Annotated in this window: 30 protein-coding genes; 29 read left to right on the forward strand and 1 reads right to left on the reverse strand. The window is 57.2% G+C overall.

Translation table 11 applies throughout. The features are described 5' to 3' along the window. Window positions 1–31: 31 nt before the first annotated feature. The 24 genes from IH971_00515 to IH971_00630 all read left to right on the forward strand — a co-directional run bounded on the left by IH971_00515 (window position 32) and on the right by IH971_00630 (window position 19,890). On the forward strand, window positions 32–856 hold the full coding sequence (locus tag IH971_00515) for a MinD/ParA family protein (GenBank protein MCH7496321.1): 825 nt from the start codon (window positions 32–34) through the stop codon (window positions 854–856). A gap of 1 nt (window position 857) precedes the next feature. Continuing rightward, entirely contained in the window at window positions 858–1,118 is a 261-nt protein-coding gene (locus IH971_00520; GenBank protein ID MCH7496322.1) for a hypothetical protein, read from the forward strand. After that, entirely contained in the window at window positions 1,090–1,857 is a 768-nt protein-coding gene (locus tag IH971_00525) for a FliA/WhiG family RNA polymerase sigma factor (GenBank protein MCH7496323.1), read from the forward strand. The genes IH971_00520 and IH971_00525 overlap by 29 nt, the downstream gene beginning before the upstream one ends. Further along, window positions 1,854–2,144: a hypothetical protein gene (locus IH971_00530; GenBank protein ID MCH7496324.1), complete on the forward strand. Its 291-nt coding sequence runs from the start codon at window positions 1,854–1,856 to the stop codon at window positions 2,142–2,144. Before IH971_00525 ends, IH971_00530 begins: the two co-directional genes overlap by 4 nt. Beyond that, entirely contained in the window at window positions 2,095–2,973 is an 879-nt protein-coding gene (locus tag IH971_00535) for a hypothetical protein (GenBank protein MCH7496325.1), read from the forward strand. The genes IH971_00530 and IH971_00535 overlap by 50 nt, the downstream gene beginning before the upstream one ends. 24 nt (window positions 2,974–2,997) lie before the next feature. Further along, window positions 2,998–3,798: a GAF domain-containing protein gene (locus IH971_00540; GenBank protein ID MCH7496326.1), complete on the forward strand. Its 801-nt coding sequence runs from the start codon at window positions 2,998–3,000 to the stop codon at window positions 3,796–3,798. Between the two features lie 231 nt (window positions 3,799–4,029). Continuing rightward, window positions 4,030–4,743 (forward strand): flagellar hook-basal body protein, encoded by a 714-nt coding sequence (locus IH971_00545; protein ID MCH7496327.1) that lies wholly within the window; start codon window positions 4,030–4,032, stop codon window positions 4,741–4,743. 9 nt (window positions 4,744–4,752) lie between these two features. Further along, complete coding sequence (gene flgG, locus IH971_00550) at window positions 4,753–5,541, forward strand: flagellar basal-body rod protein FlgG (GenBank protein ID MCH7496328.1); 789 nt, start codon at window positions 4,753–4,755, stop codon at window positions 5,539–5,541. Window positions 5,542–5,546: 5 nt separating this feature from the next. Beyond that, a complete protein-coding gene (gene flgA / locus IH971_00555) occupies window positions 5,547–6,287 on the forward strand; it encodes a flagellar basal body P-ring formation protein FlgA (GenBank protein MCH7496329.1) in 741 nt (246 codons plus the stop codon). A 4-nt stretch (window positions 6,288–6,291) separates the two neighbouring features. Next, the gene (locus IH971_00560) at window positions 6,292–6,954 is read left to right on the forward strand and encodes a flagellar basal body L-ring protein FlgH (protein ID MCH7496330.1); all 663 of its coding nucleotides are present in this window, start codon (window positions 6,292–6,294) and stop codon (window positions 6,952–6,954) included. Then, on the forward strand, window positions 6,954–8,081 hold the full coding sequence (locus IH971_00565) for a flagellar basal body P-ring protein FlgI (protein MCH7496331.1): 1,128 nt from the start codon (window positions 6,954–6,956) through the stop codon (window positions 8,079–8,081). Before IH971_00560 ends, IH971_00565 begins: the two co-directional genes overlap by 1 nt. A gap of 10 nt (window positions 8,082–8,091) precedes the next feature. After that, window positions 8,092–8,490 carry a hypothetical protein gene (locus IH971_00570; GenBank protein ID MCH7496332.1) on the forward strand — a complete coding sequence of 133 codons (399 nt, stop codon included), beginning with the start codon at window positions 8,092–8,094 and terminating at the stop codon, window positions 8,488–8,490. Beyond that, window positions 8,468–8,986, forward strand: a complete 519-nt coding sequence (locus tag IH971_00575; GenBank protein ID MCH7496333.1) for a flagellar protein FlgN — start codon at window positions 8,468–8,470, stop codon at window positions 8,984–8,986. Before IH971_00570 ends, IH971_00575 begins: the two co-directional genes overlap by 23 nt. Before the next feature lies 1 nt (window position 8,987). Then, window positions 8,988–10,346 (forward strand): flagellar hook-associated protein FlgK, encoded by a 1,359-nt coding sequence (gene flgK / locus IH971_00580; GenBank protein ID MCH7496334.1) that lies wholly within the window; start codon window positions 8,988–8,990, stop codon window positions 10,344–10,346. A 20-nt stretch (window positions 10,347–10,366) separates the two neighbouring features. Then, the gene (locus IH971_00585; protein ID MCH7496335.1) at window positions 10,367–11,239 is read left to right on the forward strand and encodes a hypothetical protein; all 873 of its coding nucleotides are present in this window, start codon (window positions 10,367–10,369) and stop codon (window positions 11,237–11,239) included. Beyond that, window positions 11,239–11,691, forward strand: a complete 453-nt coding sequence (locus tag IH971_00590; GenBank protein ID MCH7496336.1) for a flagellar assembly protein FliW — start codon at window positions 11,239–11,241, stop codon at window positions 11,689–11,691. The genes IH971_00585 and IH971_00590 overlap by 1 nt, the downstream gene beginning before the upstream one ends. Window positions 11,692–11,696: 5 nt before the next feature. Then, window positions 11,697–11,969 (forward strand): carbon storage regulator CsrA, encoded by a 273-nt coding sequence (gene csrA / locus IH971_00595; protein ID MCH7496337.1) that lies wholly within the window; start codon window positions 11,697–11,699, stop codon window positions 11,967–11,969. 6 nt (window positions 11,970–11,975) lie between these two features. Further along, a complete protein-coding gene (locus IH971_00600; GenBank protein ID MCH7496338.1) occupies window positions 11,976–12,524 on the forward strand; it encodes a class I SAM-dependent methyltransferase in 549 nt (182 codons plus the stop codon). Beyond that, window positions 12,521–14,464, forward strand: coding sequence for a glycosyltransferase (locus IH971_00605; GenBank protein ID MCH7496339.1), 1,944 nt, complete (start codon window positions 12,521–12,523; stop codon window positions 14,462–14,464). Before IH971_00600 ends, IH971_00605 begins: the two co-directional genes overlap by 4 nt. Before the next feature lie 191 nt (window positions 14,465–14,655). Continuing rightward, window positions 14,656–15,243 (forward strand): tetratricopeptide repeat protein, encoded by a 588-nt coding sequence (locus tag IH971_00610; GenBank protein MCH7496340.1) that lies wholly within the window; start codon window positions 14,656–14,658, stop codon window positions 15,241–15,243. Between the two features lie 70 nt (window positions 15,244–15,313). Continuing rightward, window positions 15,314–16,309 carry a cyclic nucleotide-binding domain-containing protein gene (locus tag IH971_00615; protein MCH7496341.1) on the forward strand — a complete coding sequence of 332 codons (996 nt, stop codon included), beginning with the start codon at window positions 15,314–15,316 and terminating at the stop codon, window positions 16,307–16,309. Window positions 16,310–16,422: 113 nt separating this feature from the next. Continuing rightward, window positions 16,423–17,505: a hypothetical protein gene (locus tag IH971_00620; protein MCH7496342.1), complete on the forward strand. Its 1,083-nt coding sequence runs from the start codon at window positions 16,423–16,425 to the stop codon at window positions 17,503–17,505. Between the two features lie 8 nt (window positions 17,506–17,513). After that, window positions 17,514–18,869 carry a glycosyltransferase gene (locus IH971_00625; protein ID MCH7496343.1) on the forward strand — a complete coding sequence of 452 codons (1,356 nt, stop codon included), beginning with the start codon at window positions 17,514–17,516 and terminating at the stop codon, window positions 18,867–18,869. A 601-nt stretch (window positions 18,870–19,470) separates the two neighbouring features. Beyond that, a complete protein-coding gene (locus IH971_00630; GenBank protein ID MCH7496344.1) occupies window positions 19,471–19,890 on the forward strand; it encodes a helix-turn-helix domain-containing protein in 420 nt (139 codons plus the stop codon). 638 nt (window positions 19,891–20,528) lie between these two features. Here the strand turns inward: IH971_00630 and IH971_00635 are convergent. Beyond that, a complete protein-coding gene (locus tag IH971_00635; GenBank protein MCH7496345.1) occupies window positions 20,529–21,296 on the reverse strand; it encodes a hypothetical protein in 768 nt (255 codons plus the stop codon). Window positions 21,297–21,582: 286 nt separating this feature from the next. On the opposite strand from IH971_00635, the gene pyk reads away from it, so the two are divergent. The 5 genes from pyk to rplM all read left to right on the forward strand — a co-directional run bounded on the left by pyk (window position 21,583) and on the right by rplM (window position 26,464). Continuing rightward, window positions 21,583–23,022, forward strand: coding sequence for a pyruvate kinase (pyk, locus tag IH971_00640; GenBank protein ID MCH7496346.1), 1,440 nt, complete (start codon window positions 21,583–21,585; stop codon window positions 23,020–23,022). A 185-nt stretch (window positions 23,023–23,207) separates the two neighbouring features. Continuing rightward, window positions 23,208–23,759: a bifunctional pyr operon transcriptional regulator/uracil phosphoribosyltransferase PyrR gene (gene pyrR / locus IH971_00645; protein ID MCH7496347.1), complete on the forward strand. Its 552-nt coding sequence runs from the start codon at window positions 23,208–23,210 to the stop codon at window positions 23,757–23,759. Continuing rightward, window positions 23,756–24,700 carry an aspartate carbamoyltransferase catalytic subunit gene (locus IH971_00650; GenBank protein MCH7496348.1) on the forward strand — a complete coding sequence of 315 codons (945 nt, stop codon included), beginning with the start codon at window positions 23,756–23,758 and terminating at the stop codon, window positions 24,698–24,700. The genes pyrR and IH971_00650 overlap by 4 nt, the downstream gene beginning before the upstream one ends. Before the next feature lie 17 nt (window positions 24,701–24,717). Next, complete coding sequence (locus IH971_00655) at window positions 24,718–25,995, forward strand: dihydroorotase (protein MCH7496349.1); 1,278 nt, start codon at window positions 24,718–24,720, stop codon at window positions 25,993–25,995. Between the two features lie 40 nt (window positions 25,996–26,035). Beyond that, the gene (gene rplM, locus IH971_00660; protein MCH7496350.1) at window positions 26,036–26,464 is read left to right on the forward strand and encodes a 50S ribosomal protein L13; all 429 of its coding nucleotides are present in this window, start codon (window positions 26,036–26,038) and stop codon (window positions 26,462–26,464) included. Window positions 26,465–26,467: the final 3 nt, after the last annotated feature.

A 26,467-nucleotide genomic window follows, 5' to 3' on the forward strand; every position in this document is an offset into this window, starting at 1 on the left:
CCCAGCCACGGTAAGGCGGCCACAGTCCCCGATGCGGGCGGTACTTCCCGAAATCATTACGGTGACCAGCGGCAAGGGGGGCGTCGGCAAGACCAATCTCGCCGTAAACCTGGGTATTACGCTGACCCAGCGGCGCCAGCGGGTGCTGATCATGGACGCCGACCTGCATCTGGGCAAACTCGATGTGGTGATCGGGGCCACGCCCCGCTATACCCTGGCCGAACTGGTGGAAGGCACCCAGAGCCTTGAAGAGATCATCATGCATCACCCATCGGGCATCGATATCCTCCCGGCATCGTCGGGAGATTTGGACCTGCTGGACGCTGACGCCCGGATGCTCAAGGTGCTGGCGGAGTCGTTTTCCTCTATTCAGGCCCGCTACGATTACTTGATCGTGGATACGGGCGCAGGGGTCTCCCGAACAGTTTTGACGATGGCTCTGGGGGCCGACAAGGTTATCTTGGTGGTTACGCCGGAGCCTGCCTCTATCTCCGATGTGTATGCCATGATCAAGGTGATCCGCAGCAAGTCAGCAAGCCTGCCCCTGATTTTGGTACCCAATAGGCTCAGATCATTGGATGACGGGCTCGACCTGTTCAAGAAACTGAACCTGATCACGCAAAAATTCCTGAAGACCAACCTGTACTACGGCGGTTCGCTGGTGGAAGACCCGGCTATTGGTCAGGCGATTATCCGTCAGCGACCCTTTGTGATCGAATTTCCCCGCAGTCAGGCGACCCACAATTTGCGGCTTGTGTGCCAGCGCCTGCTGAAGCTCCCGCCGCAGGATCTGGAATATCGGTCCAACATCTTTGACCGTCTCCGAGTCAGCCGCAAGGAAGCGGAGGCGCTCTGATATGCAGGCTGTTATCTACCAACTCACGCTTGTCATGGGATTAGGAACGCTCATCGTCCTCCTGTTGAGGGGCTACAGTCTACAGGCGTCTATCATCCGGAGCGGACTGGTGCTTGTGGCGGTCCTCATCCTCATGATTGTGGCTGCAAACATCCTGCGCGTGAGCATGCGGACTAGAAATCTGGAGTCCTTGTCGGAGGAACTATCAACCGCGCCGCTGGTCGGCGAAGAAAATGAAGACGACGAAGCCAGTTCAACTTAGCGGCGACGCTCTCCTGAGCGAATATTACGCCACCAAAAATCCGCTGCTCAAGGAGCAGGCGGTCAAAGAATTTCTGCCACTGGTTTACTATGTGGTCAATCGAATTCCGCTGCCTGTGACCGATGTGATTTCCAGGGAAGACCTGGAGCAAAGTGCTATCCACGGATTGCTCGAGGCCATCGATCGTTTCGATCAGGACCGTCAGGTCAAATTCAAGACCTTTGCCTACAAGCGCATTTACGGCGCCGTCATCGACGCTATTCGTCAGGTGCGGATATTGAGCCGCACCAAACTGGAGCGCCTGATGGAGGTCCAAAAAATAGGCGAAAGGCTGTCCCAAAGTCTGAATCGGGAACCGACTCCTGAGGAAATCTGCGAGAAGGCCAGTATTTCGCTGTCCGAGTACGATGAACTTTTGGTGGCTGGGCAGTTGAGCTATGCAACCTTCTCACTTGACGATCCCGTAACGGGAGACCATGATGTTTCGTCAAAGCAAATCGACCTCCTGGCAGACATGGAATCCGAAGATCCGGAGAACGCCTACATGATTAATAATCTTAAGTCGCAATTGGTTAACTTGCTCAAAGATATGCCTGAAAGGGAGCGACTCATATTGGCGCTTTACTATTATGAGAACCTGACGTTAGTCGAGATCGGCGAGATTCTGAATATCTCGGAATCACGGGTATCTCAAATCATGAGCAAGACGCTGGATCAATTGCGGACGCAGCTCGGATGATCGAAGCCTTCGATCCCAACCTGAACATACTGCCGCCTCCCCAGTCGGATGCGCAGCAGGTTGATCCGATCAAACCCGAATCGGTGAAGATCGAAAAACAGGAGTTGGAGCGAAAGAAAACCGGGGATGAAGAGGGGCAAGGCAAAAGGCGTCGCAAGCGCAAACGGAAGGACAGGGTTGAGCTGTCCAGCCGCCCCGATCTTTCAGATGTGGAGTATGTAAATAAGGAGCAGTCTGGTGAAGTGGCCCGGAAGCGCGACGACAAAAATATTGATATTATCATTTAGTCCCGGCCTGGCGCTGCTGGCGCTGGGGCTGACGGGCTCGCTCCTGAGGGGGGCGAGCGACCGGTACGTGGCCGTGTTTTCGGCTGAGCAGAAATCCTACCGGCGTATTGTCCTGGACGGCATAGGCGACCGGAAAGTGCAGGTGGCGCTGGACAGCATCGGGCGGGCCGAGGTAAAGGTCTTCGGCATAGGTGAAGACTCCTATGTGGGGCGCAGGGCATACGAAAAGGGCTATCTCATCCCCGTCACTTTTCGCATTGATTTTCCCGGCAAGAACGTGATGACCATCAAGATTTCCGGCACCCGGTTCAGGGATATTGTCCGCTTCCATGTGGTGGAGTCGGATATTTACGTGATTGACCTGTACACCCACGCTCTGCCCCGGGAAAGTTATTTCCGGGAGGAGACTATCTCCTCTTTCTGGCCTACAGGGCGGTTTCAGCCGGACATTATTGCCGGCACAATCCGGGAGGCGACCGCGGCCCCGGCCGCTCCCTTGGCTGGAGAGATCAGCCGGCCAGTGCCAACCGGGCGTACGCCTTACCGGCGAGTCGTACAACGTGCGGTGGCCTGGGCAGGGGGTCTATCCGGGCTACTGCTACTCGCAGGCGTGCCCCTGGTGTGGTACTACCAGCGGAGGAGAGAGCAGCTGAACGGCACTGTGTCAGCTGGGTTGGACATGCCAGGCGACGATCAGCAATCCACCGGCTCCAGGTCGAGAGTCTGGGCCATCATGGCGCGTAACGGTGCCCTGAGCTACGATGAGGCCACCCTCCTGACTTCGATGGAGAGCAGCAAAGCTGTCGGCAGATCGCCTGTATCGAATTAGCGCCCACCCAGCCCCGCAGTTATCATGATTGGCCTGGAATTCCTACAGAAAATCGGTGAAATCCTGCAGAACAGTCTCTCTAGCGAGGAGACTTACTCGGCGGTATTCGATATCTTGGACGGTGTTATTGAGTTTGATGCCGCCACCCTGTTTGTCGTCAACTCGACCACGGAGCAGCTGGAAGTGGTGGAAAGCCGCGGCGAGCAACGGGTGGACCTAGCCTCGGAGGTGCCGTTTTCCAAGGGCGGCGGGCTCAGTGGCTGGGTAGCTTCACAGCGGGAGCCAGTCATTCTCTCCAGCATGGGAGCGGACGGCGGCGCACGGGGCTTCCGGTCGTTTGTGTCGGTTCCCCTGTGGAGCGGAGACAAACTTGAGGGCGTGCTCAATCTGGGTCACGGCGAACCGGGCTTTTACCAGCAGGACATCCGGGCCGATCTGGTAAAACTGGGCGTCCAGCTTTCCCTGATCATTGAGCAGCTCCGGCTCAGGGCAGATGTTCGGGCGAAAAATGACCTGCTGGAAGCGGCCTTGGAGGAACTGCGGTCCACGCAGAGTGTACTGGTTGAAAAAGAGCGGTTGGCCGCCACGGCCCAGCTGGTAGTGGCAATCAACCACGAAATCAACAACCCACTGGCCATCATCATCAGTCTCATCGATCTACTCACCGTGAAAAGCGAGCGGGATTTGCCCGAAATTCATGCATCGCTGATCAAGATGAGAGCCGCCGCATTCCGCATCGACGAGGTTACCAAGCGCCTTGAGAGCCTTGAATCCACCGACGTAGAAGAGTACATGGAGGGGGTGAAAATGCTTAAGCTGCGCTAGCCGCAATTTGCCCTTGCGGGAATAATTTCCCATCCCTCGCCCACTTTACCTTTCTATACCCTATTTCAACCCAATTTCCTTTGGCAACAGACCCCCCACTGCGCCCCGTAAATTTTACCCTCTTCGTCGAGAAGACGTGCCATGAGAGGCCGATGCACGCACGCATTCTGGTCTTTGGCACGGCATTTGAACTAGTTAGTGCCAGCACGCCATGTTTACAAGGGAATAGCCATGGATTTTGACCTAGCCCGAGTTGCCCGGAATATGACGCGTAATCTGTTCGGGACCGATATTGTGGCTAACAATCTGGCCAACATCGGCACCACGGGCTTCAAGCGCGATGATGCCTTCACCGACTGGTTCATCGAGTCCCTCCACGCCGTGGGTGCGCAGCGCTATACCGACTTTAGTCAGGGCGAATTGCATCAGACTGACAACCCCCTGGATATTGCGCTGACCACCCGGGGCTTTTTCGTCGTACAGACTTCGTTCGGCCCGGCCTTCACGCGCAATGGCCATTTTAACGTGGATGATGAAGGCTTCATTCAGACACCACAGGGGCACAGGCTGATGGGTGAATCCGGGGTTATTTCGACCCGCTCAGACAACGGCGTTGCCGGGAATATCCAGATTACACGCGATGGTGAGATTTATCTGGATGGCGTCATCATCGATACGCTGCTGATTGCCAACATACTGGATTTGAAGGGGCTGGAAAAAATTGGGACCAGTCTTTACCGCTCACCAGGGGATGCCGTGGTGACGCAGCTAGAGCCGGGACAGTTCCGTGTGCGGCAGGGGATGCTGGAAGGCTCCAATGTGCAGCCCATAACTGAGATGGTCAGTCTGATAGAGAAACAGCGAAATTTTGAATCCAGCCAACGGGTTGCCCGCGCCATGGATGAGATACTGGGCCGGGCCACCCAACTAGGGGATTACCGTTAGGGAGGCATTATGATTCGGTCATTAAGAACATCGGCCTTGGGCATGGCGGCCCAGCAGCTTACGCTGGACGTCATCGCCAATAACCTTGCCAACGTCAACACGACCGGTTTCAAGCGCAGCAGCGTCCAGTTCCAGGACATCCTGTACGAAACCATCGTCTCCGGCGCCGGCGAAGGTGGTATTGGGCAGGAGAAACCCACCAACATACAGGTGGGGCACGGCAACAGGGCCGTGTCGACGTTCCGAACATTTGCACAGGGCGCCTCGGCTGAAACGGGCAACCCCCTTGACCTGGCCATTGAAGGCGACGGCTTTTTCCAGGTCCTGAAGGCCGATGGCGGATTTGCCTACACCCGTGATGGCACCTTCCGCATCAATGCAGACGGCTTTATCGTTACCACCACGGGGCTGAGATTTGGCACCGAGATCAGCCTGCCCCCTGATACCGACAGTATCAATATTGGTCAAGACGGTCTCATCTCCGTCATTCTGGCGGGCGAGTCCGGTCCTGAGGAGATCGGTCAGATTGAGCTGGCCAGGTTTGTCAATCCTGCCGGCCTGCAGGCCGTGGGAGGGAATCTGTATGAGGAAACGGTGGCTTCAGGCCCGCCCGCGCTAGGCTTTGCCAGCGATGAAGGGTTTGGTTCCATCATCCAGGGTTTCCTGGAGAAGTCCAACGTGGACGTGGTGCAGGAGATGATCAACATGATCATCGCCCAGCGGGCCTACGAAATCAATTCCAAGGCCGTAAAAACCGCCGATGAAATGCTGGCGGTGGCCAACAACTTGAAGCGGTAACAATCATGCGGGCTAATCAAATGTGGTCCAAGATACTGCGGGCTCCCAGCTATGTGCTGGGACTTGCCATCCTGGCAGGAGTTGCGCCGCTCGCTGGCGACGCCCAACAGGCTTCGTTGCACGACCAACTGGAGGAGGTCGTGCGGGAGCATGTGGCCGCCGGGTTCCGGCAGGCTGGGCTGGAGGGCGAGCTGGTGGCCATTCACCTGCCCGCCAATGTGGCCCATATGAGCGCCGCCGCGGCCGTCAAGCCGCTGCGGACCTTCACCCCCCGGGAAGCGGCTGGGCGCTACGTCATTCCGTTAGAAATTACCTTGCCGGGGGGCAAGATAATGAAGCTGAACGCCACGGCAGAGTGTGTGGCCGTTGTGCACGGCTGGGCCGTACGGCTGCCCACCAAGCGAGGCACCCGTCTGGATAAAAAAGATTTCGAACGTAAGACTATCCGGGTCACCCGTCGGGAAAAGGAATTCTTCACCGATGGTGAACTGCCCGCGAATTTCCAACTTACGACCCATCTGGCCGCGGGGAATTTTCTTCGGATGCACCATTTGGAAATGATTCCGGTGGTACAGCGGGGCGAGCAAGTGGAGATCCACTTCCGGCGCCAATCCATCACCCTGATCAGCCCAGGCAAAGCCCGGCGGAAAGGAAACATAGGCGATACCATCCCTGTTGTGGCCTCCGTTACCGGCAAGCGGCTCTATGGCCGCCTGGTTGCTCCTGGGAAGGTTGTTGTGGAGTAAGTCGATGAACCATGCCGCGTCAAATCGTACCCCTGGATTGATTGCCGCCTGCATCGTATTATCTGCGGGCATCAGTTTCGGTCAGGAGGCACCACCGTCCCTTTTTGCCGACAGAAAAGCCCGCTCGGTAGGTGATGTAGTGACCGTACTGATCTCAGAAGTCGCCAGCGCTACCCGGCAGTCCCAGGTACAAAAAGCTGACAACAATTCCGTGGACGCCTCTGGAAGTATCGAGGGCAACCTGCTGCAATTCCTACCCGTTTTCGGTCTGGGATCCCGCCTGAAAACCGACGCTAGTTCCAAGGAGGCGACGGCCCAGAAAGATCTGCTCACGGGCCGCATCTCAGCAGTGATTACCGAAGTGACCCCCAACGGCAACTTCAAGATTTCTGGTTCGAAAGTTATCAATATAAACGGCGCCCGTAATCTCATGACCATCCGGGGGATTGTACGGCCCCGGGACATAAGAGCGAACAATACGGTTTTATCGTACCAACTGGCCAATTCAAGGATTTATTACAGCAAAGCCGGTATATCCGGCAGGCTGTTCCAGCGGGGCGCATTTCCACGCCTGGCCAACCTGATCATGGGCGGAATCGGCCTGGCCGTCATCGGCTATGTGGGCGGCATCAGCGCACTCACCCTCATCCAGACTCTGACGCAGTGATGAAGCGCGTAATCGAGTTGAGTTTCGCCATCCTGCTGGCCATTCAGGTGCTGTCGGGCCAGGCAGTGAGCCGCATCAAGGATGTGACCACCTACGGCAATATCCGCCAGGTGAGTCTGGTGGGCTACGGCCTCGTGGTGGGCCTGAACGGCACGGGCGACCGAGCCGTAGGCAGCCGCGGCGCCATCTTTACCGTGCAAAGCATTGCCAACATGTTGGAGGAATTCGGTCTGACCATCAACAGTCAGCATCTGCGCACGCGCAACGCGGCCGCCGTCATGGTGACGGCCAGCACCCCGCCGTTCGCTAAGCTGGGGACACAATTCGATGTAAATGTTTCATCCCTGGGAGACGCCACCAGCCTGGAAAACGGCGTTCTACTCATGTCCTCGCTACGGAGCGCCCGGGGTGAGCATTATGCCCTGGTCCAGGGCCCCGTATCGGTGGGTGGGTTCAATGTCACCACACTGGGCGGTGAGCGCTTGCGGCAAAATTATGCCCTGGTGGGCCGGGTTCCCGATGGCGCCCGGCTGGAACGAGCGCTGGACGAAGTTGCCCTCCAGGCCGGCCAGCCGCTGGAATTGCTCTTGAAGGAGCCCAACTATACCACCGCCTACCGCATCGCCGACGCCATCAATTTATTCGTACCAGCAGTACAACCGCTGGCACAGGCACAGGATGCCGGCGTGGTACACATAGCCTTTCCGCCCGGACTGAGCGCCAACTGGGAACTGGTCCAGTTCGTGGCCAGTATCGAAACATTACAGGTTGTGCTGGACGTGGAGGCCCGAGTCGTCATCAACGAGCGCACGGGCACCGTCGTGGCAGGGGGGAACGTTACCATCGGAGCCGTAATGGTCTCCCATGGTTCGCTTCAGATTCATACCACTACCCGACCCTTTGTAGCCCAGCCTACGCCTTTCAGTGTTGGGCAGACGATCACCATTCCCATTACCCAGACCACGGTGATCGAACAGCCGGGCGAAGCGTCCGTGTTCTCGGCGGCTACGGTGGCCGAGTTGGCGACGGCTTTGAACGACATGGGCTTCAAGCCCCGGGATATTATCGCCGTCTTCCAGGCCATCAAGGAGGCCGGTGCCTTGAACGCAAGACTCATCATCATGTGATGGTTCAGCTATGAAGATTGACGCCACGGCAAACACTTTAAATGCACCCGTAGCACGGGATCGTGCGGCCGCCGGCAGCGGCCCTGACCATGCTGGACGGAACGGCGACCTGTGGAAGGCCTGCCAGGGTTTTGAGGCCCTCTTCATGGGCCATCTGGTCAAGACCATGGAAAAATCGCTGCCCGAGGGCAGCCTGTCAGGTGGCGGATTGCCCGATCTCATGTTCCATCAGGTGATGGGCACCGCTTTGAGTGAGGGTGGCGGCATTGGCCTGGCGGATCTGCTGTACCGCAACCTGCAATCTCATGTTCCTGAGAACGCCGACGAGACCAAGCAGGGTGCCGCACCACAGGATCTGCTGACTCCCAGAATAATGAAGGTTATCGATGACCAAGCAACCGGTCGCTGAACGCCTGCTTGCCAGGCTCATTACGGTCCTGTCCCAGGAGATGCGGATGTACAACGAGCTGCTGCTCGTGCTCCGCAAGAAACAGTCCAGCATCATCGAAGGGCAGTTGGAGGATCTCAGGGAGGCGATGAGCCAGGAACAAACCCTTCTGCAACAATCCGAAGAGGTAGCCAAGACCAGAGCATCTTCGCTTAAGGCGGTGGGCGAGGCGCTGGGCAGTGAGGACGAGATTCAGAGCGTGAGCCAGCTGATTGCGGTGGTTGAGTCAACCTATTCCGAGCGCCTGTCAGATATTCACCGCAGCCTCCAGCAAATCCTCAAGGAAGTGATGTTGACCAACGAGGAAAACAGTTACTTGCTGGATTACTCCATCAAGTTCGTGCGTGACGCTGCCCGCGAGCTCATCAAATCATCCGAGCGCTTTCCGGTCTATTCGGCCGAAGGCAAGGATGATCAGGGTACGCAGGGCTCCAGTCTGATCGAAGGGAGAATCTGAGATGGGTGGTTTAAGTTTATTGTCCGAAATCGGGAAGCAGGGCATGCTGCTCTCCCAATTCAAGATACAGATTACCGGAAAGAATGTATCCAATGTGAATACGGACGGGTACAGCCGGCAGCGCGTTGACGTCAATCCCATTCTGCCGGAACTGCTGTCCGGCTTTAGCCTTGCCAGCGCCATTAACGGGGATACCCTTAGGCGCATTCGAGAAAATTTTGTGGATCGCCAATTGTGGAACCAAAACTCCCTGCTGTCCCGCTACACATCGGAAAACACCCTGCTGAGGCAGATCGAAGGGGTATTGCCGGCCAGCAATGAAACCGGCCTAGGTGTCATGCTTGACGACTTCTGGAGCGCCTGGAACGGCCTGGCCAACGATCCCGAAAGCAGCGTTGCTAGAACCGTGGTGCGTGACAGGGGGCAAACCCTTGCGCTCAGCTTTAATCGGGTATTCGAGGAGTTTTCTGATTTACAAGGCGTAATCAGCGGCGAGATTAAAGCACGCGTGTCGTCATTGAATGAGCTCGCCTCCCAGCTGGCCCAATTGAACGAACTAAATCCCACCGGCAACCCGGATCTGGAAGATCAGCGCGACCGCATTATTGGGCGTATGGCCGAGCTCGCCAACATTGACGTCCAGCGCGGTGAATCCGGGGAGTCCGTCTTTGTCTCGGGACTATTGCTGGTCGCGGGTACCATATCATTTGAACTGACGGTGCAGGAATCGGTGGGCGCCGATGGGATTAGCCAAATTATCACCACCATCGGCGGAACCGAGCGGCAGATCGAGATAACCGCTGGGGAAATAAGCGGCCTAATCGCAGTGCATAATGAGGACATACCCACGATTCTGAATAATCTCGATACCCTGGCCGTTACGATTGCTCAAGAGGTCAATTCCCGCCACAGCGCCGGCTTTAATTTGGATGGGGTGACCGGTCTGAATTTTTTCACCGATTCGGTGGAAGGGGCTGCCTCGCTGGCGCTTAACAATGCGATTTTGGACAACGTCGACCTGATTGCCAGCGCCGATGCTGCAGGCGAACCCGGCAATAGTAATGTCGCCAAATCGCTGTCTGACCTGGTGGATATTGACACAATTGGTAATCAGACCATGGGACAGTTTTACCGCTCTCTGGTGGGCACCCTGGGGAACAGGATCCAGGCGGTAGATTTCCTGCAAAACAACCAGCAGCGCATCGTTGATCACCTTCGGGCCCAGCAGCAATCTGTCGCCGGTGTCAGCATAGAAGAGGAAATGACGCGCTTGATGCAACTTGAGCAGGCCTTTGTTGCTGCCTCTAGGTTGGTTAGGACCGCTGACGAATTGACGCGCACACTGTTGAACATGACCTAAATAGGATTTAGAGGTTTCCCATGCGAATTACTAACGCCCAACTTCAGGATCAGATCATCAGTTTTCTGGCGGGTAATCAGGAACGGCTGGCCAGTGTCCAGCGGCAGATCAGTACCAGCAAGGAGGTCGCGACCTCATCCGATGATCCCGTAAAATTCAATCGGGCGGGGAGGTTCAAGAGCCTGCTCAAGCGGACCGAACAGCACCTGGACAATATTGATTCCGGGTTGGCGTGGATCAGGGTGGGAGCGGAATCGCTGAATATCGTTTATGATGCCCTGCAGCAAATCCGGCAGCTGGGGATGCAGTCGCGCAGCGACGCCGATCCAGGCGCCCGCGCTACAACCGCGATCTATGTTGAAGCGGCGATAAAGGAAATGGTTCAAATGGGCAATACCCGCTTCGCAGGCAGGTTCCTTTTTGGCGGTACGATCACCAAGGGCGCCGATCCGTTCACCTTCGACGGCATTTCCGTGACATATGCAGGCAATGACGGCGAGATTAGCCGCAAGGTGGGTGAGGGCACCTACCTGCGGATTAACATAGTGGGCTCGGAATTCGATAACATTTTCGACGCCGGCATCGCCATGCGCGATGCCATGGTCGCCAATGACGGACTGGCGATGGATGCAGCCCTTGCCGCGATCGATACGGTCAGTGAAGAGCTGCTTACCACCATAACAGGTTCAGGCTCCATTCAGCGTCGGCTGGAGCTCACGCGGGATAATCTGGAAATCTCACGCATCAATCTTCAGGCCACCATTTCTCAGTCCGAAGATGTAGACTTGACCGAAGCTATTATGCGGTTTAATGCCCGAGAGCTCGGTTTCAGAGCTGCTTTGGAGTCCAGCACGCGCATCATGAACATCAGCATTCTAAATCATCTCCGCTAATGGCTCGCGCAGCCGTACGCCCGTCGAGGCAGCCGGAGTGGCAGCGGGACTCAGGGCCACTGCAGTTTCCCGCCGGATTGCCCGGCTTCGAGGAGCACAAAATATATGTGCTGGAGAGCAGGGAAGATCTCAGGCCGTTCTTGTGGCTCCGGTCCACCGTAGATCCCGAGGTCGCCCTCCCTATCCTCAGCAGTTTTCTCCTGAAAAGAGACGTGCTCCCGAATCTCAGCAAAGAACACCTGAGCTTGATTGGAAATCCTTCGATGGATAGCGTGGCGTCCTACTACGTCCTGCGCGTGAATTCGGAGACCAATTCCATTACCGTGAACACCAAGGCGCCGATTATCATTAGCACCCTCACTGGCCGGGGGCACCAGATTATTCTAGATGCGAACGGCCTCAAGTTTGACGAACCACTCGCGTCCCTGGTACCCTCCATGGGGGGAGATTAACTGTCATGCTGGTCCTTACGCGGAAGTCGGGTGAAAGTATCAGGGTGTCCGATGGCATTATTTTCACCATATTGGAATGTGCCGGCGGCCAGGTGAAAGTTGGGATAACTGCCCCTGCGGAAGTGTCCATTCACCGGGAAGAAGTCTACCTTCGAATCCGTGCCGAGAATCAGGCTGCTGCTCTGTCCGGCAGCGCCGTGGACGCGCTGGCGAAGAGTGTGCCGGATGAGCTGAAAAAGTTGGGCCAGGGCAAGGCCCCCGGCTCAAAAGCGAAATGACGCCTCATGTTCAAGGGCGTTCTACAGCCGTTAGATGAAATTGAGCAGTGGTACGACAAGCCAGACCCCTGGAACTATGAGAGCAACCGTTCCGACCTAGTTCGCCGGGCGAACCTGTTGTCTGTACTACCCAGAAAGCGGTACCGACGCATTCTGGACATTGGCAGTGGTGACGGCTTCATTACCAGGCGATTACCGGGTGACGAAGTCATTGGTGTCGATATATCGAACCGGGCAATCCAGCTCGCCAAAGACAAATTCCGGGACCAGTCACACCTGAGTTTTTATCCCCTTTCGCTATTTGAGCTACCCGACGCGGGGTGGGGGCAGTCGTTTGACCTCATTGTTATCGCGGGTGTACTTTATCCCCAATACATCGCGGAGGGGGATCAACTGGCGTTCAGTATCCTGGACGATTTGTTGGTTCCAGGTGGGCATCTTGTAAGCGTCCACATCGACGAGTGGTACAGGTTCCGTTTTCCCTACCTGACTCTCCACCGGGAATATTATTCCTACCGCGAGTATTCTCACCATCTGGAAGTCTACCTGAAATGATCCTGCTGTACCACAAAGTGTTCCTGGAGTCGCCCACCCCGTGGTGGGTCAACTGCAATCAGTTCTGGCGCCAGATGGCCGAACTCGCCCACCGGACCGTGGTCCATCTTGATGACTATGACCCCCACGATCCCGACCACGTGGTCATCACCTTCGATGGTGTCTACGAAAACGTCTATCAGTACGCGCTACCGATACTCAAGTCGTTCGGTTACCCGTTTGAACTCTTCGTGGTGGGTGATTCGATTGGGCAGGACAACTCATTTGACCAGCAGGTGGAACCCCCTGCGCGGTTTGCGGATCGCGATACGCTGGCAAAGTTGATCCAGGGCGGGGGCCGCCTGCAGTGGCATGGCAAGACGCATAGCGACCTGGTGAAAGAGGGTGACCCGGACAAGCTGCTCAGAGAGCTGCAGGTCCCCGATGAACTTCGGGCGCTGGACCCAGATGGATTTGGCTGGTTCGGCTACCCCTACGGAAACCATGATGATGAGCTGATTGAACTGACCCGCAAGCATTTTACCGGGGCACTGTCGTGCGTAAATGGCAACAATCATGACCCCTTCCAATTCAACAGGATCATCGCTGTCAACGATACTTCGTTTAAGACTTCCACCGTCTCGCTCATCATTGCTAACTACAATTACGGCTCGTTTGCCGCAGAGGCCATTGAATCGGCCCTGGCGCAGTCGATACAACCGGATGAAATTGTGTTCATGGATGACTGCTCCACCGATAACTCCATGGATATCGCGGAACGCTACAAGGATCGCATCAGAATCGTTCGGAACGAGGAGAACCTTGGCATTATTGGGAATTTCAATAAGGCCGTAGCCCTTACTACAGGCGATTACATTTGCTTCCTGGGCGCGGACAATCGATTTCGCAGCGATTATGTCCAGCGCTGCAGGCTGGCCTTGGATCGCCACCCCAAGGCAGCCATCGCGTACACCAACACGGTCCTCTTTGGGCCTCGGGCCGAGCTCATTGCGTCGCAGGTGGGCGCCAAGCCTGTGCCGAATGTGGACGACATGTATCTGTGGGAATTTCCCGAATTCGACCGCGCCCATCTCGATAAGCTGAAGACCGCCAACTACATGCATGGCTCGTCCATGTACCGCCGGAAAGCCTTTGAGCAGGTGGGGGGCTACGGCGAGTCCGAAGGGCATGAGGACCACGACCTGTTTGTCCGCATGGTCACCGCTGGCTGGGACGCGGTGCTGGTGCCTGAGTTTGTGCTGGAATACCGGCACCACTCCGGCGAGCAAACCGGTAGCCGGGTCTCCACCGAGATGGAGCTGGTGCATACCCGCAGGATGGTCAAAGAACGAGATAAGCGCCTGGAGGCCTATAACCGGGTGGTAGAAGACCGTCTGGGGCACTACCTGAAGCTGGAGAAGACAATGGAAGCCATTCGTGACAAGATGGCCAAGGGGGACTCCGCAGGCGCAATTGAGCTGACGGAAGATACATTACAGCAATTTGTGGAGCAGGCGCATTTGCTCCGCCTGTATGCACAAAATCTCCTTTATCGGGACGACACACCCGGCGCGGTCCTGGTGCTGCAATGTGCCTTGCTTTACAGCCCCGATTTTGCTGCGGCCCATAACGATCTGGGCTCTCTATACTATGAACAAGGGAAAATGAGTGCTGCCGTTTACCACCTTGAGCAGGCTGCGAGCTTCAAGCCCGACGATAGCACGAGCCTGAAAAACCTTGCCGAACTGTACGAGGAGACCGGTAGAATAAACGATTCCCTGCTGACCTACAAGAAAATCATCCGGCATCACCCCCAGGATCTCGAGGCGCTCATCGCATTGGGTAAGATTTGTCAGAAAATGGAACGCGTAAATGACGCCGGATTTTTCTTCGAGCGCGCTCTGGATATCGATCCCGGTAGTTCTATTGTCAAAGAGAGCCTCAAGAATCTGCATGCGTGACAAGCCGTCAGTGAAATCCAGGACCGATAACAGCCCGTTGCCTGGCTCGACAAGGTAGCCAGGCACCGCAGTACATGCATGCAGTCAGGGTCAGCATCCGTCGCCCTCAATGTCGGGCACGATGAAGCTTTCCCCGCGGGAGTTACGGTAGATCATTCGGAACGCGTTAGCCTGTGCAGCAGGAGGTAGTTGTGATTGAGTCAGCAGAACAGAGGACCAGCGAGTTGCAGCGCAAAGCGCTTGCGGCCATCGAGCAGATCAACCAGGGCGACCTGGACGGCGGGGCCGAAATCTGCCGGGAGGTTTTGGCCCAGGACCCCGCCAGGATCGAAGGTATCTACGGGCTGGGGCTGGTGGCGCACCTCAAGGGCGATCTGCTGGAAGCTAGGAATCACTATCACCACGCCGTAAGCTTAAATGAGGACTGGACGCCAGTCCAGCACAGCTTGGCCTTGCTGGATGTGACTGAAGGTAGCATGAGTGCCGCTCAACTTCGCCTGGTAGAGGTGCTGGAAAAGGATTCTCGCGATCTGGATACCCGGCGCCTACTGGGACAGATACTGGTGGAGGCAGGGCAGTACGACGACGGGGTGGCCTTGCTGATGAGCATCCTGGAAGAAGATCCCAACGAATGGCAGACCCACTTCATCCTGGCTTCACTCTACGCCGAGGTTGAGCGAACGCCGGAGTCGAAGCGTCATCTTGAAGCCGTTATCGCGGCAAATCCCGAGCATGAGCAGGCGCGGGAGCTGCTTGACCAACTTAACCGCCAAGGATAGGCTCGGCCACGACAGCCTTGCTTTTGGGGCCCGTTCCGGGCCAGATTACCGCATAGTGAGGTAGGGTAGATTGAGCACTTTGGGAGAGCGCCTAAAAAGGTATTACGCCCCGGGTGACGTGATCTTCAAGGATGGGGACGCGGGGCAGACCATGTTCATCGTTCTCGAGGGTGAGATCGAGATATCCAAGGTGCTTGGCGATCAGAAGACGGTATTGGAACTGCTGAAGGCGGGCTCAATTTTCGGGGAGATGTGCCTGATCGATAATCAGCCCCGCTCTGCGGCGGCAACGGCTGTTTCCAAGGTGGTTCTCTTGGAAATCAGCCGTGAGATGTTTCGCAGCCGCATGGAAGAAGTGCCTAAGTGGCTGCGAGGGTTTTTTGCCATTCTTGTGGAACGACTGCGGTCGGCGACAAAGAATCAGAGTATTCTGCTCGCACGGGGTGCTGGCCGACAGGTGATAAACATCGTCGCACTTATGGCTCGGCAGACTGAGCCCGATACTCATGACAAGATTATTCTGGAATGGGCCACGGCGGTGAGCACCACCTCTTTCATGCTGGGATTTAACGAAGAGCGGGTTAACGACACGATGAACCTGTTGGTTACCGCAAAGCTGGCCGAATCTGACCGCAGGGAAGGAATGGGCCGAGTTCTTATCATATCAGACACCCCAAGATTTTTCCAGTTTGCCGATTTTTGCCGCGACCGATACATGCTCGAAACGGGCTATGCCAAGTCGATGTCCGAGCAGTTCAAATTTGGTGATGTGCGTGAGCCGGAACTGCTTGAGGCCATTAAAGAAATCTTATCTGCCGAGGGTGCACCGGAAGACTTTCCGATCAATGCGCTGGAGAAAGTGCTCAAGGAGAAATTCAATAAACCACTGGAAAAATATAAGTCTTTGCTCGATCAGTACAGCAACGAGGGCCTATTGGATACTTTTAAGCCGGGGGGGAGTGAACCGGCTTTGCGTGTCAACAATCGGGAACTCTTCGAAAAGAAAATGGCCAAGATGCGATTGTTGTTGGAGTTTGGGGAGGTCGAAAAAAAGATTATGGCATGAGTGGCGCGGGTGAGGCTGCAGTCAACCTTATCACTCTTTGCATGGTGATTCAGTCACGGAGCGGAAATCTAGCCAATGCGTTGCACTCAGTCAACAAAGTAGCCGGTCAGATTGTGATCGTCCATACCGGTGGGGCGGGCGAACAGATGGTGCAGCATCTCGCCTCGGAATATGACGCCCAGTATCTGCCCGTGCCTGACGATCCAAACGAGAGTGCCCTGCTCAACACTGCCCTGGATCAGGTGCGATCTCCCTGGGCGCTGTTCCTGCATCAGGAGGAAGTCCTCCATGTGGCTGATCCCCCGGCCCTCACCGACTGGCTCAAGGATGTGGAGGCCGTTGCCATAGAATTCCCCATCCTTAGCTTTGAGGAGCCCCGCAACTACTATTTCGATGCCCGGCTCGTACGCACAGGCAGTTCCCTGCGCTGGGAACATGAGATCTACCCTACACTGCAGGACAGCCTTGAAGACGCCTCGGCCGCTGGGGCCGGGCGGGAACAAGTTACCGAATTCATGCCTCACGCTGCCATTATCAGCTTGGGCACCCCGGCACCAGAGGAGTGGGAGCTGCGTGACGCTATTGTCAGAATTGAGAAAGAGCTCGACAGGGCCCCGGAATCCGTGCGGTCCTGGTTTTATCTAGCCGAAGCCGCCAGGGCCCTGAAGGAATGGGACCGCGCCAGTGCGGCCGTGGAGGAGGGCCTCAATGTCGTCAGCAGAGACCCGGATGTGCCCCGTCGGGAGCCCATGGCCGTGAGCGGGCTTATCGGCATGCTGTGTAATTCTTTACTGGCCGGCAAGCACTACCCCGAAAAGACGGTTGAATCGCTTTGGATCATTCACCAAAACATGGAGGCCAACGGGCGCTTCAGCGAGCCTCTTGGGCGTTTGCTTCTGGCTGCAGACCGGAAGGCGGACGCCATTGCGGCCCAGCACCGGGCGGTGGAAAGTTACTTTGGCGAAAGGCGCTACTACCTGGGCATGGAGGAGGGACTATATCAGCCGATTCAGCTGGCCTGGGAAATGGAACAGCAGCTGTCCCATGATGAGTTGCTCAACTCTATTATGAAGATTCAAGCCCTGTTCAACAAACATCAAATAAAAATTCAAGCGTTGCTCCAATATATCTCCGGCCGAAACCAACCCCTTTTCATTGCCATCCGGGATGCGCTTCAAACGGGTCTGGCTGGATAGGCCCCGCCATGGGCCGGACCACCCTTTCAGTCTGCTTGATCGTGCGTGACGAGGCCCGGATGCTTCCGGGCTGCCTGGAAAGTGTCGCGGGGGTCGCCGATCAACTGGTGGTAGTGGACACAGGCTCCACGGATGACACCACGAGCATCGCCCGCTCCTTCGGTGCGGAGGTGCATCACTTTGCGTGGATCGACGACTTTTCAGCCGCCCGCAACGAGTCCATTCGCCACGCCACCGAAACCTGGATTCTGTGGATCGACGCGGATGAGCGGTTGCTTGAGCACTCGGTAGAGCCACTTCGGAGCCTGCTGGTTGTGCCGGCTAGACCCACGATTTATCAGGTCCAGATCAGGAACCTGCAGGCTGACAGGCACAGCTACACCCTCTCCATGTCGCACCGGCTGTTCTCCCGTCATCCGAAAATCCAGTTTTCTGGTCGCATTCACGAGCAGGTTCATCCCAGTCTCAAGGCTGCGGGTGGGGAAGAAAAGAGTTCCCAGGTTATCCTGGAGCACGAGGGGTACGCCCTGGACAAGGCCGGGCTGAAAGCCAAGTTTAGGCGCAACCAGCCCCTGCTGGAAGCCCAGGTCGCCGAGGAGCCGGACTCAGGCTACGCTCACTACACCCTCGGACAAAATTATGCCCTTATGGGTGACCCTCAAGCGGCGCTGCACGAATACGTGCGGGCCATGGACCTCAAGGAATTTTCCGGCGCATCGTTGGCAACGGTGCTCAATGCGGCCGCTGAGGCCTGCTGGCAACTGGATCGTTTGGCTGAGGCCGAGAATTATGCCGCGGAATCGATTCAACTGGTCCCCCGGCAATCCAGTGGAAACTTCATTATGTATCGGGTAATGCGGTCGCGGGAAGACCCTGCCGGCCAAATCCGGTACCTTTCGGCAGTACTCTCCCAGCCGCAGGAGGGAGCGGTCACGGGGGGGAGCGATTTGCCGAAGGACGTCCTTATTCCCCGGCAGCACTTGCTCTACAGCTTGGGAGAACTTCAGCTGGCCAACGAGGACCCAGCTTCTGCTGAGCGGGTCCTCCGCGAGTGCCTCACTCTGAAACCTGACAGTCAACAAGCCATGACCCTACTGACCAAGGCACTTGCCCAGCAGGGGAAGTGGGAGGGAATTCTTCAGGCTCTGGCGGATTTGCCGCAGCCGCCATCAAGCGAATCACGGGGTATCATCGGTACGGCGCTGATCAAGCTCCAGCGGTTTCCAGAAGCCGTCGACCACTACCGCGCGTGGCTTGATGATGAGCCCGACTATGAAGGCTTAAGGGAACGCCTCGCAGGCCTGTATGCTAAAGTGGGCGATCGGGCGGCAGCGGAAAGCCTTCTTCGGGGTGGTTCGCCCTAAGACCGCGATATCGCGAGGAGCCCGGCCCCGCCTGCGCCTGCAACAGCTCACCGCGCCGATAAAAGCTGCGCCTCTCCGGACGCTAGCTGCTCGGCGCCGGCAGCTCCCAGAACACCAGGATCAGCTGTGGCGGATCGGTGCCGGCGACGCGCGTTGCAGACAATTCAACTGAGACCTTAGCAGTGCCCTTTGATCGGCAAACAGTCCTTGCGGAGTAGAGGGCTGCCTGAGCTTATTTGGCTCAGTGGATGTTGATTATTCAGTCAGTCGGTCGTCATCCAGAACCTCGCTCCTCACGGAAAATCAACTGGGCCCGGAACAATAAGGTTTTTTCAAACTGGAGGTGATGCGCTTAAGATAAATCGGAGGAGGCTATTCGGATGATACACAGGTTCGGCGGTGATCTGAAGCGCTATGATGACTATTTAACCCCATTAAGAAATCATATTATTTTGAATTCGGATGCAACTCTCCCTATATTCCTTTATTCCTTCGAGGCCGGATCGATCAGAAATACTGTTTCAAATATAAGTAAAATACCAAATACGGACGGAATGTAGTTCCGGCCTATACAAAGTGTCAAGAATAAATGGATAAAGCAATGATTAAATTTGCCTGGCAATTCGGTGAGCGGTTCAGATGGATTCGCAAGACCACCAAGCTGACCCAGGAACATTTCGGCCAGATATTGGGCGTAAGTCGACAAACGATCAACGCCTACGAGAATGATCGCCAGCGGCCCACCCTTGACATGATGGAGAAGGTATGTCGGGACCTGGATGTGTCTCCAAGTTGGCTCCTGGTCGGGATTGGTGAGCCCAAAGGGGAGGGTAGTTACCTGGCTGTGAGCGAGGGTGGCCCCGTACCGATGACTTCTGAGGCGAGTCTCTCGCCCGAGCAGTTGTCATTGGTCCGATTTGTTACTCAGAATCCCGCCCGGGCAAATAATCTGGCGCGCATTCTCTTCGATGAAGGACTTAAGAACCTCTCAGACCAGACTGATGAAGGTGCCGGGGGCTAAATCTCCGGTTCCACTCAGGGGGGGTGATGGTGGGTCTGACGTAGTTTCCAACAGAAATAGCGCCCACGCTATTTCCGTTTTTCTTTCCCCATAATTCTGCATTTTAACGCTCGACACATAACTCCCTGTCCGGGACACTTAGCCGGTTATTATCTGGCAAGCGCCTTTCTACCGCCGATAAAGGTGAAAGAAAGGAGCCTTGGATATGGGGTCTCTGGCGGGAATGTTAGTCTTTTTCTCACTCATCGTCGCAGGCGGGAGTGCGTGGCACGTTGAGGAGTTGCGTAGCCAAGCCACGATCTATGTCGCAACAGGAGAAAAGATCTTCGTTAGTGTGAAAAACTCCGGGGACTATTTCTGCCCCCGGTACTGTCGGGTGGACCATCGACACCGCGTGCACGATGTCCGCTGGGTTTGCCGCCAGCAGCAGGCCTGCGGCCACTATCAGGTGCTACACATAGCCGGGTCCCCGAAAAATCGATCCCCTCAGCCACAGCTCGCCCTTGATGGCACTGTCGATCTCGGCCCGGTCCCCTAGCTGCGAACATCATTCGTCAGACTGATAGGTTGCACAAATCCCGATTGGGTGCGGATGTGCCGAGTTTGCCGGTGTCACACCTTTTCTGGCTCAGCAAGCCTCAGGCAAACAGATCAATGACAGCAGGTTCCGCCCGCGGCGCTGGAGCTTGATCATTTTGCTCGTTTTCTTCCGCATCGGGACCGGATTTCTCAGCTCGTTCCTGGGCCAGTTCCATCCGGGCGTTGAATTCCATTTGGGTTGCGGCCGCAGCCACCCGCTGGTCCTGAGACGATGGATTGGAGGGTGCCAGGGCTGCCCTGCGAACCGTCTGGGCCTTCTGAATGGTTGCTTGCGGGTCATCGGGTACTTCCGAGGTGTCGATCTGGACTTCGCCACCGACGGCGTACAGCTTGCCGTCAGGCCCCAGCACATACTGAAAATTCGCGCCCCCACGGGCGTAGCGTCCCGCCGCAGCCACATGGGCCTGCTCATGCCGCCGCACTGCGGTATCGCGGCGCTTGAGCTCCTCAACCCGGGCATTTTCCTCGGGTGAGAGTTCCAGCTTACCGTTACCGCCGAAACTCCCCTCCAGCGCTTTCGCTGAATTCCCACCTTTTGTCGCACTCAGCCCCTGACCGCTCTCAGCAGGTTCGTCCGTAGCCCCCAATGGGCGCTGCGGGCCACGGGTGGCCCCGAGACTGGATGCTGCTTCGGGCTGGCGAAGGGCGGGCGGCAGATAGGGATTGGCCTGCGGAGCGGATCCGGGATTACCGGCAGGTTGGTTGGAGCCCGCACCTCGACCAGGGGCATCACCATCCGCTTGCTCGCGCTGGGGCAAGTAAGCGCCCAGTCGTGGGCTAGCAATGGCTATCGGGGAGATGTTCATGACCTCTGGGGTGCCAATAGGTGAGTGTGGGTAATGCGGTGCTTCATTTGCGAGCTTGGCTGGTGAGTCCAACTTCCCACATCCGTTATCGGCCAAAGCCAGTGATACTTTACTACTTTCTTTTCGCGCAGGCAGTACTCAACCTACCTCGGTCCCCTGAAGGCGCAGGAGGGCCTTGCGCTTACAAAACCCCGCCCGTAACGTTGGTTCACCTGAACTCAGTGACACAGACACTCATTGGGGGGGCTTCTTCGGCCCACCGATCCATTCACGCCATGGCAACCTCATGATTGAGCATAATGACCGGGAAAACGTGCAGCGCAAGACAAAAACGGTTGTAACCATCGGGCCTGCCTCAGCCGCGTCTGAAACATTGCGACAACTCATGGCGGCAGGTATGGATGTAGCCCGCATCAATAGCTCCCACGCCAGCCTGGAGGAGATGACCGATCTGGTCCCCCGGCTCCGAGAGGTCGAAAAACAGGCGGGTAGTATGCTTTGTATCCTGCTCGACCTTTCCGGCCCGAAAATACGGGTAGACAATATCCCGCCCGAGGGCACGATGTTAACCGACGGTGACGAGTTCACTCTCGGCTCCGATAGTAAGGCGGACGTACGAATCCGCCCCCAGATCGGCTTCCAGGGGGTGGAAGACCGTGCGCGCGTCATGCTGGATGATGGACGCATTGAATTGCAGGTCCTTACGCGCGAGTCATCCTCCCGTCTCCGCGTTCGGGTGACTTTCGGCGGCAAGTTGCGAGCCAATAAGGGAGTGAATTTTCCGGGCGTAGCCCTGGCTGTCCCCTCACTTACCTCGGCGGATAAAGATTTTTTGCGCCACGGTCTGGCTCTGGGGGTGGATTGGGTGGCGCTGTCGTTTGTCCGCTCCCCCGATGATCGGAAGCCTATAGACGCCATTTTTTCTGCCGCAGGCAAGCAGCTACCCGTCATGGCAAAGATCGAGAAACCTGAGGCAGTTGCTCGACTGGAGGAGATCGTCCAGGCCTTCGACGGCATCATGGTAGCCAGGGGCGATTTGGGAGTCGAGATGCCCCTGGAAGAGGTGCCCCACATCCAAAAGAAGATTATCCGCGCATGCAATTCGGTCGGCAAACCCGTGGTGACGGCGACCCAGTTGCTTGACAGTATGATCTCCTCGCCAGCGCCCACGAGGGCGGAAGTCAACGATGTCGCCAATGCCATCTATGACGGCACTGATGCGCTGATGCTGTCAAATGAGACCGCCGTAGGGTCTTACCCCGTGAAGGCTGTCCAAACCCTTAGCACGATTGCCCTTGCCACCGAGAGAGAGACGGTGGGTACCATGGGCCGGCGCCGAGTGGACTACAGCCTCCTGGGCGTGGGAGCATCCATCAGCCACGCGGCGAGCACCATTGCACGGGAACGCGAGATACCTGTTGTGGTCACGATGACTCATTCCGGCAACACTGCCCGGCATGTAGCCCGGTACCGGCCCAAGTCGCGCATCGTCGCCCTATCACCGCACCTGTCAACCTGCCGCCAGCTGCAGCTCTCCTGGGGTGTAACGCCGGTGCATGTGGAGAGTTATCGGAGCACGGACGAGATGCTGGCCGAGTCTGAAAAGTTGCTGCTGGCGAAAGGATTCGTGCGGCCGGGCGAATATTTTGTCCTGACTGCCGGCGTACCCATCGGTCAGTCAGGCACCACCAACCTCCTTAAAGTTCAGAAAGTGGGTGCGGGTTAACGTGCAGGGGAGCTCAGCCGGGCGACGAGTTTATATTGTCCTGTTCTCTAAAGATTAGGCTGACTAACTTTGACCTTTGAAGTGAGCCGTCCATTGAAACCGAGCGGTTGTGACGGGGCTCTCCCACCTTACCAGCCGCCACTGCTAAGCCTCCAGTCTGGGGGCTTTGTTTTGTCACCGTAATCGTGAGCACAGCCAAGGCCACATCAGTTCTGATGGATGGCGCCGCCATGGCGCAGGCGCTGGAACGACTGTGCCGACTGATTACGGACCAGCATCCCAATCAGGACACCCTAGCCCTGGTGGGCATCCAACGGCGGGGCGAATTCCTGGCCCGCCGCATGCAGCAAATTCTGAGCTCAGCAAGCGCTGGCCCCATCAGGTTCGGCACGGTAGACGTAACCTTCCATCGTGACGATTTTCGCACCAGACTCCCCGCACCCAAGATCGGCCCCACCAACATCTCGTTCGCCGTTGACGATCTGCACATTATCCTGGTAGACGATGTGCTCTACACGGGCCGGACCGCTCGCGCCGCTATGAACAGCGTCATGGATTTCGGCAGGCCAGCATCCATCCAGTTGGCGGTGCTGATAGACCGTGGGCATCGCGAGCTGCCCATCCAGGCCGACTACGTGGGCCAATTCCACCAAGCGGAGGCGAACCAGCAGGTGCACGTCCACGTGGAAGAAGTTGATGGGGAGGACCAGGTGTTACTGGTGGATTACGGCGCGTGAGCGGAACCGCCGTTGCCACCCAGCACCTGTTGGGTCTGGAGGGGGTTTCCCGACCGGATATTCAGCAGTTCCTGGATACGGGCTTCATGTTTCGGGAGGTGCTCGACAGGCCTATCAAAAAGGTGCCCACGCTCACCGGGATCAACGTGGTCAATCTGTTTTTCGAGCCGTCTACTCGCACCCGCATGTCATTCGAACTGGCCGAGAAACGGCTCAGCGCGGAAGTGATCAATTTTTCCGCCAGCCAATCCAGTCTCGATAAGGGCGAGAGCCTGAAGGATACCGTCCGGAACATCCATGCCATGAAGATGGATGCCGTAGTGATGCGGCACCCCGCTCCCGGTTCGGTGCGGCAGCTGAGCCAGTTTGTCGACGCGGTGGTGATCAACGCCGGCGATGGAACCCATGAGCACCCGACCCAGGCACTGCTGGACATCATGTCCCTGCACGAAAGGTTTGGCCGGGTGAAGAATCTAAAAATTGGCATCATCGGCGATATCGCCCACAGCCGGGTAGCCCTTTCGAACATCTTCGGCCTCATCACCATGGGTGCCAAGGTGACGGTGTGCGGCCCAGGGCACCTGATTCCGCCCTTCATTGCCGACCTCGGTGTCGCCGTTACCACCGATACCGACGCCGTGTTGGACGACACCGATGCTGTGAACGTCTTGCGCATTCAGCGCGAACGGATGGGGGTCGGGATGATCCCCTCGGTCCGGGAGTATCGCAGCCGCTTCGGTATCACGAACGAGCGCCTCTCGCGGCATAAAAAGGAGCTGGTCATCCTACACCCCGGGCCGGTGAACCGTGGCGTGGAGCTGGACAGCGATGTCGTCGACGGTGACCAGGCCATCATTCTGGACCAGGTCATCAACGGCGTGGCCATTCGCATGAGCGTCCTCTACCATCTGTTGGGGGCCAACCCGCCGGAGGGAACTTGAAGGGCAGCATCGGCGCCCTGCCCAGCGAGGTTCTCATCCGGGGTGGCACCCTTTACGACCCACGCACCGGCCGCAGCCGCAAGCAGGATCTGGCCATCAGAAACGGTCGCTTGGTAGAAGCAGCAGAGCTGCAGGACACGCCCACCGTCATTGAGGCAACTGATTGCCTGGTTACCCACGGGTTTATTGACACCCACGTTCATTTTCGTGAACCGGGGCGGGAGGACAAGGAAACGCTGGCTACCGGCAGCAGGGCGGCCCTGGCCGGCGGATTTACCAGGGTATGCCTCATGCCCAACACCGACCCGCCCATAGATTCCCCCGAAGGAATCCGGTTCATGGTGGAACGCTCGGCGGACCTGCCGGTGATCATGTACCCCATCGGGGCCGTGACCCGCGGCCAGCACGGCGAGGCCCTGGCCGAGCTTCTGGAGATGCATGCTTCCGGTGCCGTGGCATTCTCCGATGACGGGCTACCGATTCGGGATGGTCAAATGCTTAGGCAGGCCCTTTTGTATGTAAAGGATTTGGGCGTACCGATCATGAACCATGCCGAAGACCCTCACCTCCGCGCCGAGGGGGTCATGAACGAAGGCGCCCTTGCCACCCGTCTGGGTCTGCCCGGCAATCCGGTCCAGGCCGAGGCAGCCATGCTTTATCGCGATCTCCTGGTGGCCGAGGAGACGGGGGGGCGATTGCACGTACCCCATGTGAGCACGGCTTTGGGAGTCGATCTCCTGCGCCAGTTCAAGGCCCGGGGTGTAGCCGTGACAGCCGAAGCCACGCCACACCACCTCGGGCTGACGGAACAGGCCATCGCTGACTTTGATACCAATGCCAAGGTGGCTCCACCGCTGCGTACGGAGGCAGACCGTCAGGCTGTTGTCGAGGGACTGGCCGATGGGACCCTGGACTGCATTGCCACCGATCACGCCCCCCACACGGTTGAGGATAAAGAACAGGACATGCTGCGCGCACCGTTCGGAATGATCGGACTGGAATCTGCGTTTGGGTTAGCCCACACGGTATTGCGGAAGGCAGAGCTCTCCACGGAGGCGGTCATCAACCTGTTCACGTCCGGCCCGGCTCGCGTGGTAGGGATTGAACTTACGCCTCTGGAGCCGGGCCAGGAGGCGGAATTGGTGGTTTTGAAGCCTGACGAAGCGTGGGAATTTCGCCGGGATGACATCCATTCACGCTCCCGCAACACCCCGCTGGTGGGCTCCAGATACCGCGGGCGGGTTCAGGCAACCATCGCACGCAATACCCTGTTTTCCCGCCCTGAAAAGCCTTGACCTCCTGTCGACCCGGCCGCTAACTTGCCGCGCTATACAAATGCGTACATTTACTCTCAGAGGGGGCGACATCCATAAGGATTGGTACCTGGTGGATGCCGAAGGGCAGGTCCTTGGGCGACTGGCCTCGGGCATCGCAACGGTGCTTCGTGGAAAGCACAAGCCCACCTATTCGCCCCATCTGGACATGGGCGACTTTGTCATCGTCACAAATGCAGAGAAGGTGAAGACGACAGGTGCCAAGGAGTCGCAAAAAAAGTATTGGCGCCATACGGGCTTTCCAGGCGGCCTGAAACTCACCCCTCTGGAAGATGTACGCAGGACCCATCCCGATCGGATTATCAGGCGCGCCGTTAAAGGTATGTTGCCTCACAATCGTCTTGGACGACAGCTGCTGAGACACCTGAAAGTGTATGCAGGTGCTGCTCATCCGCACACAGCCCAGCAACCTAAGCTGATGGAACTCTAGCCG

The sequence above is a fragment of the Candidatus Neomarinimicrobiota bacterium genome (assembly GCA_022560655.1).
Classification (GTDB): domain Bacteria; phylum Fidelibacterota; class Marinisomatia; order SCGC-AAA003-L08; family TS1B11; genus JADFSS01.